General features: G+C 72.0%; 15 protein-coding genes. 9 read left to right on the forward strand and 6 right to left on the reverse strand.

Annotated elements, in window-relative coordinates:
• Nucleotides 1–5: 5 nt before the first annotated feature.
• From ACZ46W_RS19805 to galU, 4 genes are all read right to left on the reverse strand, one after another.
• A complete protein-coding gene (locus ACZ46W_RS19805) occupies nucleotides 6–476 on the reverse strand; it encodes a MogA/MoaB family molybdenum cofactor biosynthesis protein (protein ID WP_468339842.1) in 471 nt (156 codons plus the stop codon).
• A gap of 146 nt (nucleotides 477–622) precedes the next feature.
• Complete coding sequence (moaC, locus tag ACZ46W_RS19810; protein WP_468339167.1) at nucleotides 623–1,123, reverse strand: cyclic pyranopterin monophosphate synthase MoaC; 501 nt, start codon at nucleotides 1,121–1,123, stop codon at nucleotides 623–625.
• A 125-nt stretch (nucleotides 1,124–1,248) separates the two neighbouring features.
• Nucleotides 1,249–2,556, reverse strand: coding sequence for a molybdotransferase-like divisome protein Glp (glp, locus tag ACZ46W_RS19815; protein WP_468339169.1), 1,308 nt, complete (start codon nucleotides 2,554–2,556; stop codon nucleotides 1,249–1,251).
• Complete coding sequence (galU, locus tag ACZ46W_RS19820; protein ID WP_468339171.1) at nucleotides 2,553–3,464, reverse strand: UTP--glucose-1-phosphate uridylyltransferase GalU; 912 nt, start codon at nucleotides 3,462–3,464, stop codon at nucleotides 2,553–2,555. Before galU ends, glp begins: the two co-directional genes overlap by 4 nt.
• A gap of 94 nt (nucleotides 3,465–3,558) precedes the next feature.
• On the opposite strand from galU, the gene ACZ46W_RS19825 reads away from it, so the two are divergent.
• The gene (locus tag ACZ46W_RS19825) at nucleotides 3,559–4,152 is read left to right on the forward strand and encodes a 5-formyltetrahydrofolate cyclo-ligase (protein WP_468339173.1); all 594 of its coding nucleotides are present in this window, start codon (nucleotides 3,559–3,561) and stop codon (nucleotides 4,150–4,152) included.
• Between the two features lie 34 nt (nucleotides 4,153–4,186).
• Here the strand turns inward: ACZ46W_RS19825 and ACZ46W_RS19830 are convergent, their stop codons facing one another.
• Nucleotides 4,187–7,012, reverse strand: a complete 2,826-nt coding sequence (locus ACZ46W_RS19830) for a penicillin acylase family protein (protein ID WP_468339175.1) — start codon at nucleotides 7,010–7,012, stop codon at nucleotides 4,187–4,189.
• Between the two features lie 179 nt (nucleotides 7,013–7,191).
• Here ACZ46W_RS19830 and ACZ46W_RS19835 point away from each other — a divergent pair, with 179 nt between their 5' ends.
• From ACZ46W_RS19835 to ACZ46W_RS19860, 6 genes are all read left to right on the forward strand, one after another.
• The gene (locus ACZ46W_RS19835) at nucleotides 7,192–8,739 is read left to right on the forward strand and encodes a potassium/proton antiporter (protein ID WP_468339177.1); all 1,548 of its coding nucleotides are present in this window, start codon (nucleotides 7,192–7,194) and stop codon (nucleotides 8,737–8,739) included.
• Between the two features lie 327 nt (nucleotides 8,740–9,066).
• Nucleotides 9,067–10,362, forward strand: a complete 1,296-nt coding sequence (locus ACZ46W_RS19840; RefSeq protein WP_468339179.1) for an MFS transporter — start codon at nucleotides 9,067–9,069, stop codon at nucleotides 10,360–10,362.
• A gap of 68 nt (nucleotides 10,363–10,430) precedes the next feature.
• On the forward strand, nucleotides 10,431–10,760 hold the full coding sequence (locus ACZ46W_RS19845; protein ID WP_468339181.1) for an FmdB family zinc ribbon protein: 330 nt from the start codon (nucleotides 10,431–10,433) through the stop codon (nucleotides 10,758–10,760).
• A 75-nt stretch (nucleotides 10,761–10,835) separates the two neighbouring features.
• Nucleotides 10,836–11,702, forward strand: coding sequence for an S-methyl-5'-thioadenosine phosphorylase (locus ACZ46W_RS19850; protein WP_468339183.1), 867 nt, complete (start codon nucleotides 10,836–10,838; stop codon nucleotides 11,700–11,702).
• Between the two features lie 312 nt (nucleotides 11,703–12,014).
• A complete protein-coding gene (locus ACZ46W_RS19855; RefSeq protein WP_468339185.1) occupies nucleotides 12,015–12,515 on the forward strand; it encodes a hypothetical protein in 501 nt (166 codons plus the stop codon).
• A 90-nt stretch (nucleotides 12,516–12,605) separates the two neighbouring features.
• Nucleotides 12,606–13,121: a large conductance mechanosensitive channel protein MscL gene (locus ACZ46W_RS19860; protein WP_468339187.1), complete on the forward strand. Its 516-nt coding sequence runs from the start codon at nucleotides 12,606–12,608 to the stop codon at nucleotides 13,119–13,121.
• 10 nt (nucleotides 13,122–13,131) lie between these two features.
• Here the strand turns inward: ACZ46W_RS19860 and ACZ46W_RS19865 are convergent, their stop codons facing one another.
• On the reverse strand, nucleotides 13,132–13,449 hold the full coding sequence (locus ACZ46W_RS19865; RefSeq protein WP_468339189.1) for a hypothetical protein: 318 nt from the start codon (nucleotides 13,447–13,449) through the stop codon (nucleotides 13,132–13,134).
• A gap of 564 nt (nucleotides 13,450–14,013) precedes the next feature.
• Here ACZ46W_RS19865 and ACZ46W_RS19870 point away from each other — a divergent pair.
• Nucleotides 14,014–15,195: a low temperature requirement protein A gene (locus tag ACZ46W_RS19870; RefSeq protein ID WP_468339191.1), complete on the forward strand. Its 1,182-nt coding sequence runs from the start codon at nucleotides 14,014–14,016 to the stop codon at nucleotides 15,193–15,195.
• A complete protein-coding gene (locus ACZ46W_RS19875; RefSeq protein WP_468339193.1) occupies nucleotides 15,192–16,220 on the forward strand; it encodes a P1 family peptidase in 1,029 nt (342 codons plus the stop codon). Before ACZ46W_RS19870 ends, ACZ46W_RS19875 begins: the two co-directional genes overlap by 4 nt.
• Nucleotides 16,221–16,240 lie beyond the last annotated feature (20 nt).

Below are 16,240 nucleotides of genomic sequence, written 5' to 3' on the forward strand. Positions count from 1 at the left end.
CGGGTTCATGACGGTCTGGGGTGGTCGCCGCCGCGGAGCTGGTCGACCGCGTGGACCAGGAGCCGTTCCAGGACGGCCATGCCATCGCGGACGCCGCCGGTGGAGCCGGGCAGATTGACGATCAGGGTGCGGCCGGCCACCCCGGCCAGGCCCCGGGACAGCACGGCCGTCGGGACCTTCTCGCGGCCGTACGCGCGGATGGCCTCCGGGATGCCGGGGACCTCGTGGTCCAGCACCCGGCGGGTGACGTCGGGGGTGCGGTCGGTGGGCGAGACGCCGGTGCCGCCGGTGGTGAGGATGACGTCGTACGCGGCCTCGACCCCGGCGCGCAGCGCGGCCTCGACGGGGTCGCCGTCGGGGACGACCTGCGGTCCGTCGACGGTGAAGCCCAGGCGGGCGAGGCCCTCGGCGAGGATGGGGCCGCCCTTGTCCTCGTACACCCCGGCGGAGGCCCGGTTGGAGGCGGTGACGACCAGCGCGCGGTACGGGCTGCCGCCGGTGTGGGCGTGCGGAGCGGGGGCGTGCTCCGGCTCGGGGGCGTGCGCGGTGGCGGCGCGCTCCGGCTCGTGGGCGCGCTCCGGGGGGTGGGGGTGCGCGCCGGTGACGTTTCCGGCCCGGGGCGTCACGCCCGCTCCCCTTCCGCCTCGGTGCGCCGGTAGGTGCCCGACTTGCCGCCCGTCTTCTCCTCCACCCGTACGTCGGTGATCACGGCCGCCTTGTCGACGGCCTTGATCATGTCGACGACGGTCAGCGCGGCCACCGACACGGCCGTGAGCGCCTCCATCTCGACACCCGTGCGGTCGGTGGTCTTCACCGTCGCCGCGATCTCGACCGCGTCGTCCGCGACCGACAGGTCCAGCTTCACGCCCGAGACGGCCAGCGGGTGGCACAGCGGGATGAGGTCCGGGGTGCGCTTGGCGCCCATGATGCCCGCGATACGGGCGGTGGCCAGGGCGTCTCCCTTGGGGACGCCCTCACCGCGCAACAGCTCGATCACACGGGGGGAGACGAGGACCCGGCCGGTGGCGCGGGCGGTGCGGGCGGTGACGTCCTTCTCGGAGACGTCCACCATGCGGGCCGCCCCCGACTCGTCGATGTGCGTCAGGCTGCCTTGCGTACTCACTGCTGAACTCCGCCTCGCGTGTTCCGGCGCCGATTGCCCCGTACGGCCCATTGTCGCGCCGCCGGGGGCCGGGGGTGGTCCCCCGGGAAGGCACAGCGCAGACACGGTACCGCCACGCCGGACGATCAGCCGATGAGGACCACGTCCAGTTCGCCGCCCGGCTCGACCGTGGTGGTGTCCTCGGGGACGACGAGCAGGGCGTCGGCGTGTGCCAGGGCGGCGATCAGGTGGGAGCCCGCGCCCCCCACAGGGGTGACCGTGCCGGCCTCGGCGTCGTACCTGCCGCGCAGGAACTGGCGCTTGCCGGCCGGTGAGGACAGCGGCTTGTCGGCGGACAGGACGGCACGCACGCGTGGCCGCTGGGTGTCCTTGACGTCCTTCAGCCCCATCAGGGCACGGATCGCGGGCCGGACGAACAGCTCGAAGGAGACGTAGCTGGAGACCGGGTTGCCGGGCAGGGCCAGGAGCGGGGTGTGGTCGGGGCCGATGGAGCCGAAGCCCTGCGGCTTGCCCGGCTGCATGGCGAGCTTGCGGAAGTCGACGCCGCTGCCCGGCTCGTCCTCGTCGCCCACCGAGGAGAGGGCCTCCTTGACCACGTCGTACGCGCCGACGCTGACCCCGCCGGTGGTGACGAGGAGGTCGGCGCGGATGAGCTGGTCCTCGATGGCCGCCCGCAGCGTCGTGGCGTCGTCGGTGACCGCGCCGACCCGGTAGGCGATGGCCCCGGCGTCGCGCGCGGCGGCGGCGAGGGCGTAGCTGTTGGAGTCGTAGATCTGGCCCGGGCCCAGTTCCTCGCCCGGCTGGACCAGTTCGCTGCCGGTGGAGATCACGACCACGCGCGGGCGGGGACGGACCCGCACCGTGCCGCGTCCGATCGCGGCGAGCAGCCCGATCTGCGGCGGGCCGAGGACCGTACCGGCCTCCAGGGCCAGGTCGCCGGCCTGGACGTCGCTGCCACGCGCGCGTACATGGGCGCGGGCCTCGGCCGGGCGGTGGACGCGGACCTCGCCGGTGGCTCCCTCGGGGGCGGCGCTGGCGGCCCGCATGCCGGTGGCGGGCGCGCCGCCGGTGCCGCCGTCGGTCCACTCGACCGGGACGACGGCCTCGGCGCCCGGCGGCAGCGGGGCACCGGTCATGATGCGGGCGGCCTGGCCGGGGCCGACGGTGGGCAGCCCCTCGCTGCCCGCCGCCACGTCACCGATGACCGTGAGCACCGCCGGGAACTCCTCGGTGGCGCCGGTGACATCGGCGACCCGTACCGCGTATCCGTCCATGGAGCTGTTGTCGAAGGGCGGCAGGGCGACGGGCACCATGACGTCCTCGACCAGGACACAGCCCTGGGCGTCGGGCAGCGGCAGCTCGATCGGGTCGAGCGGGTGGACCGCTTGGAGGATGTCCTCCAGGTGCTCGTCCACCGACCAGGTCGTACTCACAGCGCTTGCATCTCCTCGGTGACGTAACTGCGAAGCCAGTTCCGGAAGTCCGGTCCCAGATCCTCACGTTCGCACGCGAGTCTGACAATGGCCCGCAGGTAGTCGCCGCGGTCGCCGGTGTCATAGCGGCGGCCCTTGAAGACGACGCCGTGCACCGGTCCGCCCGCCGACTCGTCTGCGGCCAGCTTCTGGAGGGCGTCGGTGAGCTGGATCTCGCCACCGCGGCCCGGCTCCGTCTTGCGCAGTATCCCGAAGACGGCGGGGTCGAGGACGTACCGGCCGATGATGGCGTAGTTGCTGGGCGCCTCGGCCGGGTCGGGCTTCTCGACCAGGTTGGTCACCTTCACGACGTCGGAGTCGCCGGTGGGCTCGACCGCCGCGCAGCCGTAGAGGTGGATCTGGGACGGCTCGACCTCCATCAGCGCGATGACGCTGCCGCCCTCGCGCTCCTGGACCTCGACCATGCGGGACAGCAGCGGGTCGCGCGGGTCGATGAGGTCGTCGCCGAGGAGGACGGCGAAGGGCTCGTCGCCCACGTGCGGGGCGGCGCACAGGACGGCGTGGCCGAGGCCGCGCGGGTCGCCCTGGCGGACGTAGTGCATGGTGGCCAGGTCGCTGGACTCCTGGACCTTGGCGAGGCGCTCCTGGTCGCCCTTCTTGATGAGGGCCTCTTCGAGCTCGTAGTTGCGGTCGAAGTGGTCCTCGAGCGGCCGCTTGTTGCGGCCGGTGATCATCAGCACGTCGGAGAGGCCGGCGCCCACGGCCTCCTCGACGACGTACTGGATGGCGGGCTTGTCGACCACAGGCAGCATCTCTTTGGGAGTGGCTTTCGTGGCCGGCAGGAACCTGGTGCCGAGGCCGGCGGCGGGGATGACAGCCTTGCTGATCCTGGGGTGCGACTTGGTCATGCGGAGCACCATATCTGTTCGGTATGGGCGGAAGATTAGCTTCCGGTTAACTTCCTCCCCATACGGTCATGTACGAGAGGTTTGTGAGGTAACCATGGTCGGCGACATGTCCGAAAAGGCCGTTCTGCGCCGCCAACTCCTCGCCGCGCGCACCCTCCTGACCAGTGATGACGTCCAGGAGACGGCCGCGGTTCTCGCGAACGTCGCCCTGAACCTGCCCGAGCTGCGGCGGGCCGGGACAGTCGCCGCATACGTCTCCATAGGCACCGAACCGGGCACGCGCGCGCTGCTCGACGTGCTGCGCGAGCGGGGCGTGCGCGTCCTGCTGCCGGTCCTGCTGGAGGACAACGACCTGGACTGGGCGGTCTATGAGGGCGCGGAGGGGCTCGTACGGGCCCGCCGCGGCCTCCTGGAGCCCTCGGGGCCCCGGCAGGGCGTGGACGCCGTCCTGGAGGCCGACACGGTCCTCCTGCCCGGCCTGGCGGTGGACGTGCGGGGCATGCGGCTGGGGCGGGGCGGCGGCTCGTACGACCGGGTCCTGGCCCGCATCGCCCGGTCCGGCCACGATCCGGCCCTGGTGGTGCTCCTGTACGCGAACGAGGTGGTCGAGCGGGTCCCGGAGGAACCGCACGACCACCCCGTGCACGCGGTGGTGACCCCGGAGGCCACCCTCCGCTTCCGGGCCTGATGGCGGGCCCGGCCGGTTTCGTGCCGCCCGCCGCCTACGGCGTGAGGACGAGCGTGTCCACGGTCCTGGCGTCGACCGCCTGCCTGCCGTAGGGCCAGTCGAGCAGTTCGCCCTTGGCCCACTTGTCCGTCTGGTCGGTGTAGTGGGCGTTGTAGGCGTGCCCGGAGGCGCCGGTCAGGTTGATCCAGCGGGACTTGTCCCAGTCGCCGACGTTCACGACCATCCGCATGGAGGGCACCCAGGCGACCCCGTACCCGCCGGCCGCGTTCCAGCCGGTGGCGTTGACCGCCGCCTCGCCGCCGGACAGGTTCCACGGACCCCGGTTGAGCAGGAACTGGATGAAGCCCGGGCCCTCGGTGCCGAGGGTCTGGTTCTTCAGGGTGAGCTGGTGCAGCCGGCCCCAGCTCCAGCTGTTGACGTCCTTGCCGAGCTTGGAGGTCAGCTCCCAGCGGGCGTCCACCATGGCGCGCTTGAGCAGCTCGTCACGGGTGGCGGTGCCGTCCCGGTGGGTGCGGCTGGGGGCGGACTGCCACCACTCGTTCTTCTCGTCCTTCAGGATCCGGCGGACCACCTCGTACCAGCGGTCGCCACCGTCCGGCTGGGCCGTGGCCGCCGCGGCGTCGCGCTGGCCGCACTCCCGGACCAGCCTGTTCTGCTCGTCGACGGGTCCGGTGGAGTCGGCCGGGCGGACGTTGAGGCACTCGCCCTTGACCCGCAGCTCCTTGGGCAGCTTGTTGCCGAACGCCAGCTTGAGGACGTGGCGCCACACGCCGTTGAAGTAGGCGGCCGCGCCGGAGTCCGCGTCCTGGGTGTAGTCCCAGCCCTCCAGGAGCTTCTGCGCCTCACGGACGTGCGGGTCCGAGATGTCGATCTTCAGCAGGTAGGGCGTCAGCAGCTTGGCGATCTCGCTGCTGTTGTCCATCTGCATGGTGCGCATGTCCTCGGTCGAGACCTTGGCCCCGTCCTTGGTCTTGGACTCGATCAGGTCGTTGATGCGCTGGCTGCGCGATCCGTAGCCCCAGTCCTCGGTCAGCGGATACGGATACTTGTCCGGGTCGATGACGGCCTGGTTGGCGGTCACGATGTAGCCGCGCTCGGGGTTCTCCTCGTAGGGCAGTTCGTCGAAGGGGACGAACTTCTTCTCCCAGGTGTACTTCGGGTCCCAGCCCGGCGCCGGCATGGTGCCGTCGTGGCCCTTCTTGCGGACCGGGATCTTGCCGGGGGCCTGGTAGCCGATGTTGCCCTCGGCGCCCTTGGCGTCGGCGTAGATCAGGTTCTGGGAGGGCACCTCGAAGTCACGGGCGGCCGCGCGGAACTGCTTGAAGTCGGTGGCGCGGTTCAGCTTGAACACGGCCTCCATGGACTTGCCCGGGTCCAGGGCGGTCCAGCGCAGCGCCACCGCGTAGCCGTCGCCCCGGTCCGGGGCCAGGGTGTCGACAGGCGCCTCGTCGCCGACCTTCTCCAGCTCGTTGCTGCGGTCGGAGACCAGGGGGCCGTTGTTCGTCGTCCGGACGGTGATCTTCTTGCTGCCGCCTCCGGCGATCTTGATGACCTCTTCGCGGGTGACGAAGGGCAGTTCCTTGTTGCCGTACCGGTAGCCGCTGTCGGTGATCTTCTCCAGGTACAGGTCGCTGACGTCAGCGCCCAGGTTGGTGAAGCCCCAGGCGATGTCCTGGTTGTGGCCGATTATCACGCCGGGCATCCCGGCGAAGGTGTAGCCGGCCACGTCGTAACGGCACTTGTCCGACACCGAACGGCAGTGCAGGCCCATCTGGTACCAGAGCGAGGGGAGCTGGGGCGCCAGGTGCGGGTCGTTGGCGAGCAGCGGCTTGCCCGTGGTCGTGTACTTGCCGGAGACGACCCAGGAGTTGGAGCCGATGCCGTTGCCGTTGGGGCCGAGCAGGGCGGGGATCTTTTCCAGGGAGGTGGACAGCGCGGAGAGCTGCGACTGGAGGCCCTGGGTGGCGCCCTGGGCGGTGTCCGAGCCGCCGGTGCCGGTGCCTGTACCGCTCCCCGTGCCGGTCCCTGTGCCGGCCCCTGTGCCGGCGCCCTGACCGTTGCCCGAGTCCGCGTCCTGGGCGCCGCCCTTGGCGGAGGGGTCGAACTTGCCGGTGACCTTGTCCACGCCGCCCTTGTCGACGATCGGGCGGTGCAGGTCGTACGGGTACCCGGGGTAGAGGTCCTTGATCTGCTTCTCGCTGAGCCGGCTGGTCATCAGCGAACGGTCGATCTCCTCCTGCATGTTGCCGCGCAGGTCCCAGGCCATGGCCTTGAGCCAGGCCACCGAGTCGACCGGGGTCCAGGGCTCGATGGTGTAGTCGTTGCTGAAGGACAGGGCGGCGTACTCGACCGAGATGTCGCGGCCCTCCTTGCCCTTCAGGTAGGCGTTCACGCCGTCCGCGTACGCCTGGAGGTTCTTCTTGGTGTCGGGCGACAGGAGCTTGTCGTACTCCTCCTGGGCCACCCGGTGCCAGCCCAGGGTGCGCAGGAACGCGTCCGTGTCGACCTGCTCCTTGCCGAACATCTCCGACAGGCGCCCGGCCGTCATGTGGCGGCGGACGTCCATCTCCCAGAACCGGTCCTGTGCCTGGACGTAGCCCTGGGCGCGGAACAGGTCCTCGTCGGTGGAGGCGTAGATCTGCGGAACGCCGTAGTCGTCCCGTTTGACGTCGACGGGCCCGGACAGTCCGTCGAGCTTGAGGGTGCCGGTGGTCTGCGGGAAGGGGGCGCGCACGGTGCTGACGCTCCAATAGGCGCCATAGCCGACGCCCGCGACCAGCGCCAGCACCAGGGCGATCACGAGCAGACGGGCGCGTCGCCCCTTCTTCTTGGTGGAAGCGGCGGTGGTGTTGGCGGGCATCGCTGTCCTTCGAGGCGCAGGCTGGTCCTGGAGTGCTGGAGCAACCATAGGCGCAGCGCCCGCCCGGCCCGGACGCGGTGTCAGTAAGGAGGCCTTTCCCGGGGACCCGGCACGGGCACCGCGCCCCCGGCCCCGGCGTCAAGGAAGCGTTAATGATTAGGTAAAGTAACAAAGCGCCCGTGGCTGGAACGATCCGGCGCGCAAGTGAGGAAAGGGTCGGCCCACTGACTGTCCACCAGCTCAATGAGCTCCTGTTCGTCTGCTCGCTCGTGCTGCTCGTCGCCGTCGCGGCGGTGCGGATCTCCTCGCGCAGCGGGCTCCCCAGCCTGCTCCTGTACCTGGGGATCGGCATCGCCATCGGGCAGGACGGGATCGGCAACGTCGAGTTCGACAACGCCGAACTGACCCAGGTGATCGGCTATGCCGCACTTGTGGTGATCCTGGCCGAGGGTGGCCTGGGAACGAAGTGGAAGGAGATCAAACCCGCGTTGCCCATGGCGGCCGTCATGTCGACCGCCGGCGTCGCGGTGAGCGTGGGCGTCACGGCCACGGCGGCGCACTACTGGGTGGGCCTGGAGTGGCGGCAGGCGCTGATCATCGGCGCGGTCGTCTCCTCGACGGACGCCGCCGCCGTCTTCTCCGTCCTGCGCAAGGTTCCCCTTCCGTCCCGGGTGACCGGGACCCTGGAGGCCGAGTCCGGCTTCAACGACGCCCCTGTCGTGATCCTGGTGGTGGCCTTCTCGACCACCGGCCCCGTCGACAGTTGGTACGTGCTGCTCGGCACGATCGCGCTGGAGCTGGCCATCGGCGCCGCCATCGGCCTGGCCGTCGGCTTCCTGGGCGCGTTCGGGCTGCGGCACGTGGCCCTGCCCGCCTCCGGCCTGTACCCGATCGCCGTGATGGCCATCGCGGTGGTGGCGTACGCGGCCGGCGCCATGGCGCACGGCAGTGGCTTCCTCGCGGTCTACCTGGCCTCGGTGGTCCTGGGCAACGCCAAGCTGCCGCACGCGCCCGCCAACCGAGGTTTCGCGGAGGGGCTGGGCTGGATCGCCCAGATCGGCATGTTCGTCCTGCTCGGCCTGCTGGTGACCCCGCACGAGCTGCTCGACGACTTCTGGCCGGCGGTGATGGTCGGGCTGGTGCTGACGGCGGTGGCCCGGCCGCTGTCGGTGTTCCTGAGCCTGCTGCCCTTCCGGATCCCCTGGCCGGAACAGGCCCTCATGTCGTGGGCGGGCCTGCGTGGCGCGGTGCCCATCATCCTGGCGACCATCCCCATGGTGTCCGGCATCGAGGGCAGCGAGAAGGTCTTCAACATCGTCTTCGTGCTGGTGGTCGTCTACACCCTGGTGCAGGGCCCGACCCTGCCCTGGCTGGCCAGGGCGCTGCGGCTGGGCGACCAGGCCGAGGCCGCCGACCTGGGCGTCGAATCCGCCCCCCTGGAGCGGCTGCGCGGGCACCTGCTGTCGGTGGCCGTCCCGGAGAGGTCGAGGATGCACGGTGTGGAGGTCGCGGAGCTGCGGCTGCCCCCGGGCGCGGCCGTCACCCTCGTCGTACGGGACGGCCAGAGCTTCGTGCCGTCGCCGACGACCGTGCTGCGGCGCGGCGACGAGCTGCTGGTGGTGGCCACGGACCCGGTCCGGGACGCGGCCGAGCGGCGGCTGCGGGCGGTGGCCCAGGGCGGCAAGCTGGCCGGCTGGCTGGGAACGGGAGGCAATGGCGGGGCCTGAGGGGCGGTTTTGGGGCGAGGACGCCCGGGAACCGGCGTCCAGAGGCCCGGCCAAGGGACCCCGAAAGCGAACATCCGGTTAATCGGAGGCGACGGCTGGTCCGTATTGGCAAATTCACAGGCACCACATGCGCTCTTCCCTGTACCATGAAGGCACACACTGATCGAACCAACTCTGCCTGACGCAGAGCTGGCGCGACCGTATGGCGGCCGAGTCGCCCCTCCGCAGTAGGGGCCCGGTATCTACCGCAGTTCCGCGCAAGAGGACAGCTCTCGGCGGCTCCCGACACCCAGGGGAGCGCTACCAGGCAGCAGAAAGGCACAGGCCGTGCCCTCCGCTGTTAACACAGCCACGGTCACCACGTCTGACGCTGTCAAGCGTCCCGGATACGGGCAGCTTCTGCGCACCCCGGGAGCCTGGACGTTCCTGCTTCCCGGATTCGCGGCGAGGCAGCCCTTCGCGATGCTCACCATCGGCATCGTCCTGCTGGTGCAGCACACCACCGGCTCCTACGGAAGCGCCGGCGCCGTCGCCGCGTTCACCGGCGTCTCCATGGCCCTGTTCGCCCCGCAGAGCGGGAAGCTCGCCGACCGCTTCGGACAGCGTGCCGTCCTCATTCCCGGCGTGCTCGTGCACACCGTGTCGGTGTCGGCCCTGACGGCGCTGGCGCTGGCAAACGCCCCCCTGTGGGCCCTGTTCGCGGCGGCGGTGCCGACCGGCGCCTCGGTGCCGCAGATCGGCCCCATGGTCCGCTCCCGCTGGGCCGCGAAGCTGGAGGGCTCGCCGCTGATGTCGACGGCGGCCGCCTTCGAGTCCGTCACCGACGAGTTCACCTTCGTCGTGGGCCCCGTCCTCGCCACCGCGCTGTGCACCGGCGTCCACCCGGCGGCCGGCCTGGTCGCCGAGGCGGCGCTCACCCTGGCCGGCGGCCTGCTCTTCGCCGCCCAGCGCGGCACCCAGCCCGCCCACGGCCTGTCCGCCGCCCACGCACGCGTGGAGCACACCTCCGCCCTGTCCATCCCGGGCGTACGCGTCCTGGCGATCGCCTTCCTGGGCATCGGCTCGGTCTTCGGCGGCATGCAGGTCTCCCTGACCGCGTTCACCGAGGAGATCGGCCAGCCGGGCATGAACGGCCTGCTGTACGGCCTCTTCGCCGCGGGCAACATGCTGGCCGGCGTCGCGGTCGGCGCCATCGCCTGGAAGTCCGGGCCCCGGCGCCGCCTGATCCTCGGGTACGCGGCCCTGACGGTCGCCGCCTCGCTGCTGTGGTCCGCGCACTCCGTGGTGCTGCTGGGCGCGCTCGGCCTGGTCGTGGGGCTGTGCATCGCCCCGGCGCTGATCACCGGCTACACGCTGGTCGAGTCGCTGGTCCCGGCGTCCGCCCGCACCGAGGCCTTCACCTGGCTGACCGGCGCCGTGGCCCTGGGCCAGGCGGCCGCCGTGACGGTGGCCGGGCGGCTCGCGGACGGGTACGGCGCGAGCGCCGGTTTCCTGGTCCCGCTGGCCGGTACGGCACTGGCGCTGACCACCCTGGTGGCGCTCCGGTCGCGGCTCGTGCCCCGTCCGGCGAGCCGGACCGTCGCACGTGGCGTCGGTCACCGCGTGCCGGTGACGGTGGACTGATCCCGCGGAATACGTCACTATGGACTGTCGTTAGCACTCATCGAGTGAGAGTGCCAGGAGGAAGACAAGTGCCGACCTACCAGTACCAGTGCACCGAGTGCGGCGAGGGCCTCGAGGCGGTGCAGAAGTTCACCGATGACGCCCTGACCGAGTGCCCGAGCTGCCAGGGACGCCTGAAGAAGGTGTTCTCGGCCGTCGGCATTGTCTTCAAGGGCTCCGGCTTCTACCGCAACGACAGCCGTGGCGCGTCGTCGAGCAGCTCGCCCGCCGCGAAGTCGTCCGGCGCGGCCGGTACGTCGTCGAGCTCCTCGTCCTCCGGCTCGTCGGACTCCAAGCCCGCCGCGTCGAGCACGTCGAGCTCTTCCAGCACGGCCGGAAGCTCCAGCTCCGCCGCCTGATCACGTTTGGCCAGGACCCTGCCGTTTTCCACGGCGGGGTCCTCGGCGTATCCGGCCCCGGCTAGGGTGAGGCGCATGGCGAACGCAGCGAAGGCAGGCACTGGCACGGACATGCGCGCGGACATCGGCGTCATCGGCGGCTCGGGGTTCTACTCCTTCCTGGAGGACGTCACCGAGGTCCGGGTGACCACGCCGTACGGCAGCCCGAGCGACTCGCTGTTCTTCGGTGAGCTGGCCGGTCGCCGTGTCGCCTTCCTGCCCCGGCACGGGCGCGGCCACCACCTCCCGCCGCACCGCATCAACTACCGGGCCAACCTGTGGGCGCTCCGGTCGGTCGGCGTACGACAGGTCCTCGGCCCGTGCGCCGTGGGCGGGCTGCGCCCCGAGTACGGGCCGGGCACGCTGCTGGTGCCGGACCAGTTGGTGGACCGGACGAAGGCCCGTACGCAGACCTTCTTCGACGGGGAGCCGCTGCCGGACGGAACGGTGCCGAACGTCGTCCACACCTCGTTCGCCGACCCCTACTGCCCCGACGGGCGCAAGGTGGCCCTCGCCGCCGCGCACGGGCGCGGCTGGGAGGCGGTGGACGGCGGCACCATGGTCGTCATAGAGGGCCCGCGCTTCTCCACCCGCGCCGAGTCGCGGTTCCACGCCGCGATGGGCTGGTCGGTGGTGGGCATGACCGGCCACCCGGAGGCGTACCTCGCCCGTGAGCTGGGGCTCTGCTACACCTCCATGGCGCTGGTGACGGACCTGGACGCGGGCGCCGAGACCGGCGACGGCGTCTCGCACGCCGAGGTGCTGCGGGTGTTCGACGAGAACGTGGGCCGGCTGCGCGAGGTGCTCTTCGACGCGGTGGCCGCGCTGCCGGAGACCGACAGCCGCTCCTGCCTGTGCACCCGGGCGCACGACGGCTGGGACCTGGGGATCGAACTGCCGTGATCATGGCGGGCGGTCACGCCTGCGGGTGACGGGGTTTTCCACACTGCCAAGGCTGTCCACAGGCGTGAGCGGGATCGGCGGGAACGCGGAATCGTGAGGGGCGTCGGCGGAAAGCCGGCGGAGCCGATGCTCGCTCCCGGTCTCTCACGGCAGGTGGTCGCCATGACGTTCCCCTCGCGCGTTTCCGTTCCTCCCGGCCTGCGTCCCGGTCCTCGGCCCGGTCTTCCCCCGGTGGCACATGGGGGTTCGGCACCGGTGCCGTCGCCGGGGTCATCGGCGGTGTTGTCGCCGGGGTCGCAGCCGGTGTCGTCGGTGCCTGAGACGTGTGGGGTGCCGCAATTCGCGCCGCTGCGGGTGCGCGGTGGCCGGCACCGGCTGCGGCGGGCCGTGCGGCGAAGGCGGCGCGCGATGGCGGCCGGGCTCGCCATGACGGCCGCGGCGCTGGCCGCTTCGGCGGCGGGGTCGCGCGGCCCCGCCGAGCCGGACAGGCCGCGGGCCGCCGCGGCGCCACAGCGGGAGCGGCAGCCGACCGAGGTGGTGTCCGCTCCGGTGCGGATCGCGGACGGCGCGACCGTCCGGCTGCTGCGCCCCGGTGACCGGGTCGACGTGATCGCGTCGCCGGCCTCACCGCCGGCGGACGGTGATGACGCGGCACGCGTGGTGGCCAGGGGCGCTCGCGTGGAGAAGGTGCCGCAGACCGGCGAGGCGAGCGCGGACGGTGGTGCGCTGGTCGTGCTGTCCGTCCCGCGCGCCACCGCCGCGGTGCTGGCCGGCGCGGGGACGACGTCCCGTCTGGCGGTGACCCTGTGCTGAGTCACCAGACGCTTCCTGGCCGCACTGATCATCTGCCGGGTCACCTGTCCGTGTGTACGGATTGGACGGATATGCACGGTGCACGGCCTAATGGCTCCGCCAACTGCACACGCGACGAAAGGCACCGTGGTGAGCCAGGAGAAGAACCAGAGCCTGCTGGACGGCTTCAAGGCCTTCCTGCTGCGCGGGAACGTGATCGACCTGGCGGTCGCGGTGGTGATCGGCGCCGCGTTCACCAACATCGTGAACGCGATCGTCAGAGGAGTGATCAGCCCGGTCGTCGGCGCCTTCGGCACCAAGAACCTGGAGAGTTACCAGTCCTGCCTGAAAGGCCCGTGTCAGGTGAACGACAACGGGGAGGTCGTCCAGGGCGTCGCGATCCTTTGGGGTTCGGTGCTCAGCGCGACGCTCAGCTTCCTGATCACCGCCGCCGTCGTCTACTTCCTGATGGTGCTGCCCATGGCCAAGTACCTGGCCCGGCGGGCGGCGCTGGAGAGGGAGAAGAGGGGCGTGGAGGAGACTCTGGAGGTCACCGAGCTGGAGGTGCTCAAGGAGATCCGCGACGCCCTTGTCGCCCAGCGCGGATCAAGGCCGGGCGCCGTCTAGGGCCGCCGGCTCACAGGTGGTGCGGCGGCTTCTCGTCGAGGAAGCGCGCGAGGTCGGCGGCGCTGTCGCCGGCCGGAGGCCGCTCACCCCACCCACGGTCCGTATCGTCCGCGGACGGCTGGTCCAGCGGATCGTCGAAGATCAGCGCCGGCGTCCTCTTCTTGGGACTGGCCGTCCTCTTCTGGGGACCGGCCGGACTCGCCGGACTGTCCGTGCTGTCCGGGCTGTCCGGGCTCTTCGTGTTCCTCGGATTCTGCGGGTTGTTCTCTTCCTCCGGCGCCGATTCGCTCTTCGCATCGCGCGGTCCGGGGGCGGGGGCGGTCCTCATGCTCTCAGCGTACGCCGGTTGTCAGCGGTCATCGGGGTCGAGCAGCCACAGCGCCGGGACGACGAGGAACGACGGCACCGGGAAGCCCGCTCCCCACCACGCGGTCGCGGTGTCGCCCCGTCCGTGGGTCGCCATAGCCGCCGGTGGGCCGGATCTGCGGGTAGCGCTCGCGGACCGGGTGATTTAGGCCGGAGGCTCGTCCGGGCCGGGGTCACCGGTCGGGGCCGGAGGCTCGCCGGGGGCGGGGTCGCCCGTCGGGGCCGGGGGCTCGCCCGGGCCGGGGTCACCCGTCGGGGCCGGAGGTCCACCCGGGCCGGGGTCACCCGTGGGCGCCGGGGGTTCACCCGGGCCGGGGTCACCCGTCGGGGCCGGGGGTTCACCCGGGCCGGGGTCGCCGGTCGGGGCAGGAGGCTCACCGGGGGTGCCCTTGGGCGGCGGGGTGGGGGGCTCGGTCACGCGGCCACCGTAGGGGGACATGATCGGGTTCGCCCGTTTTGGGGACTTCGGGGGTGACGGCTTCCCACGGATGGCGTCCGGCGGCGGTGCCTCTGCTGTCCTGGGGGGATGACCTCCCCTCCCCGTAGGCCCCTGCGGCCCCTGGTCTCGCGCAGTCGGGACGAGGCGCACCGCGCCGCCACGCCCCTGGAGCTCTTCTTCGACCTGTGCTTCGTCGTGGCGGTCGCCCAGGCGGGCATCCAGCTCGTGCACGCGGTCGCCGAGGGCCATGCCGGCGACGGCATCGCCCGGTACGCGATGGTGTTCTTCGCCATCTGGTGGGCCTGGATGAACTTCTCCTGGTTCGCCTCGGCGTACGACAACGACGACGCCCTCTACCGGGTCGTGACGCTCGTCCAGATCGCGGGTGTCCTGCTGCTCGCCGCCGGGGTGTCCCGCGCCTTCGCGGAGCACGACTTCTTCCTGGTGTGGCTCGGCTACCTGGTGATGCGGCTCGCGCTCGCCTCGCAGTGGCTGCGCGCCGCGCGGGCCGCGTCCGGCACGGAGCGGACCATGGCGCTGCGGTACGCGGCCGGGGTGACGCTGTGCCAGGCTGGCTGGACGGCGCTGCTGTTCGTGCCCGAGGCGGCGCGCCCATGGGTGTTCCTGGTGATGGTGGTCGCCGAGATGGCCGTACCGCCGCTCGCGGAGAAGGACTTCGCGTCGAGCTGGCACGCGCACCACATCGCCGAGCGGTACGGGCTGTTCACCATCATCGTGCTCGGCGAGACCATCGCCGCGGCGACGGTCGCCGTGAAGACGGGCGTGGAGGAGAACGACGCGCTCGGCGACCTGCTGCCGGTCGCCGCCGGCGGGCTGCTGCTGATCTTCGCCGCCTGGTGGGTGTACTTCGTCGTCCCCGTCCACCGGCGGCTGCTGTCGAACCGGCAGGCGTTCCTGTGGGGATACGGCCACTACCTGATCTTCGCGTCGGCGGCCGCGATCGGCGCGGGCATCGAGGTCGCCGTCGAGCAGGCGGTCGGCGAGGCGCATGTGTCGGCGACCGCCGCGGCGGCCGCGGTGACCCTGCCGTCGGCGCTGTTCCTGCTGCTGGTGTGGGCGCTGCACTCGCGCTACTTCAAGGTGGGCATCGCCCAGCAGCTCGTACTGCCGTGCGCCGCGCTCGGCATCCTGCTCTGCACCTTCGCGGGGCACTGGGGCGTCCTCGCGGGCGGGCTTGTCGCGGCGGCGGCCGTCGCGGTCGGGGTCACGCTCACCGCCCGTATGGAGCGTGGTACGCAAGGGGGATGAATGACGCACTGACGGACGTGGCCGGCCTCCGGGTCGGCCACGCGCGCGTACCGGGGGAAAACGCGCTCAGCGGCACCACCGTGGTCCTGGCGCCCGAAGGCGGGGCGGTCGCGGCCGTGGACGTGCGGGGCGGTGGCCCCGGCACCCGGGAGACGGACGCACTCGACCCTCGCAACCTGGTCCAGCGCGTCGAGGCGGTGGTCCTGACGGGCGGCAGCGCGTACGGACTGGAGGCGGCGGCCGGCGTGATGGCCTGGCTGGAGGAGCGCGGGCGGGGCGTGCGCGTGGGGCCCGACCCGTCGCAGGTGGTGCCGGTCGTCCCGGCGGCGTGCGTGTTCGACCTGGGCCGGGGCGGCGACTGGAAGGCGCGCCCGGACGCGTCGACGGGGCGGGCGGCGGTGGAGGCGGCGGACGCCACGGAGCTGCGCGCCCCCGTGGAGTGCGGGGCCGTCGGCGCCGGGACCGGGGCGGTGATCGGCGGGATGAAGGGCGGGGTCGGCACGGCCAGTACGGTCCTGCCGTCCGGGATCACCATCGGCGCGCTCGTCGTGGCCAACGCGGTGGGCTCGGCGGTCGATCCGCTGACGGGGGTGCTGTACGGGGCGTACGGCGACGGGCCGTTCGTCCAGCCGGACCCGCAGACGCACGCTGCGGCGGCACGGCGGCTGGCGGAGTCGCTGGAGCGCAACGACTGGCCGCCGCTGAACACCACGCTCGCCGTGGTCGCCACGGACGCCGACCTGACCCGCGCCCAGGCGCAGAAGCTCGCGGGGACGGCGCACGACGGCATCGCGCGCGCCGTGCGGCCGGTGCACCTCCTCAACGACGGCGACACCGTCTTCGCCCTGGCGACGGGCGAGCGCCCCCTGCCCGACACGCACGGCCCGCTCGCGCTGAACGAGGTCCTGGCGGCCGGTGCCACCGTGGTGACCAGGGCGATCGTACGGGCGGTGCTGGCCGCCGGTTCGGTGTCGGGGCCGGGCGGCGCCTTCCCTTCGTACCGGGATCTGTACCGGCTCGACTGAGGGGCGACCGGGAGGAGTTG

It is taken from the genome of Streptomyces sp. NPDC031064, from assembly GCF_055570965.1.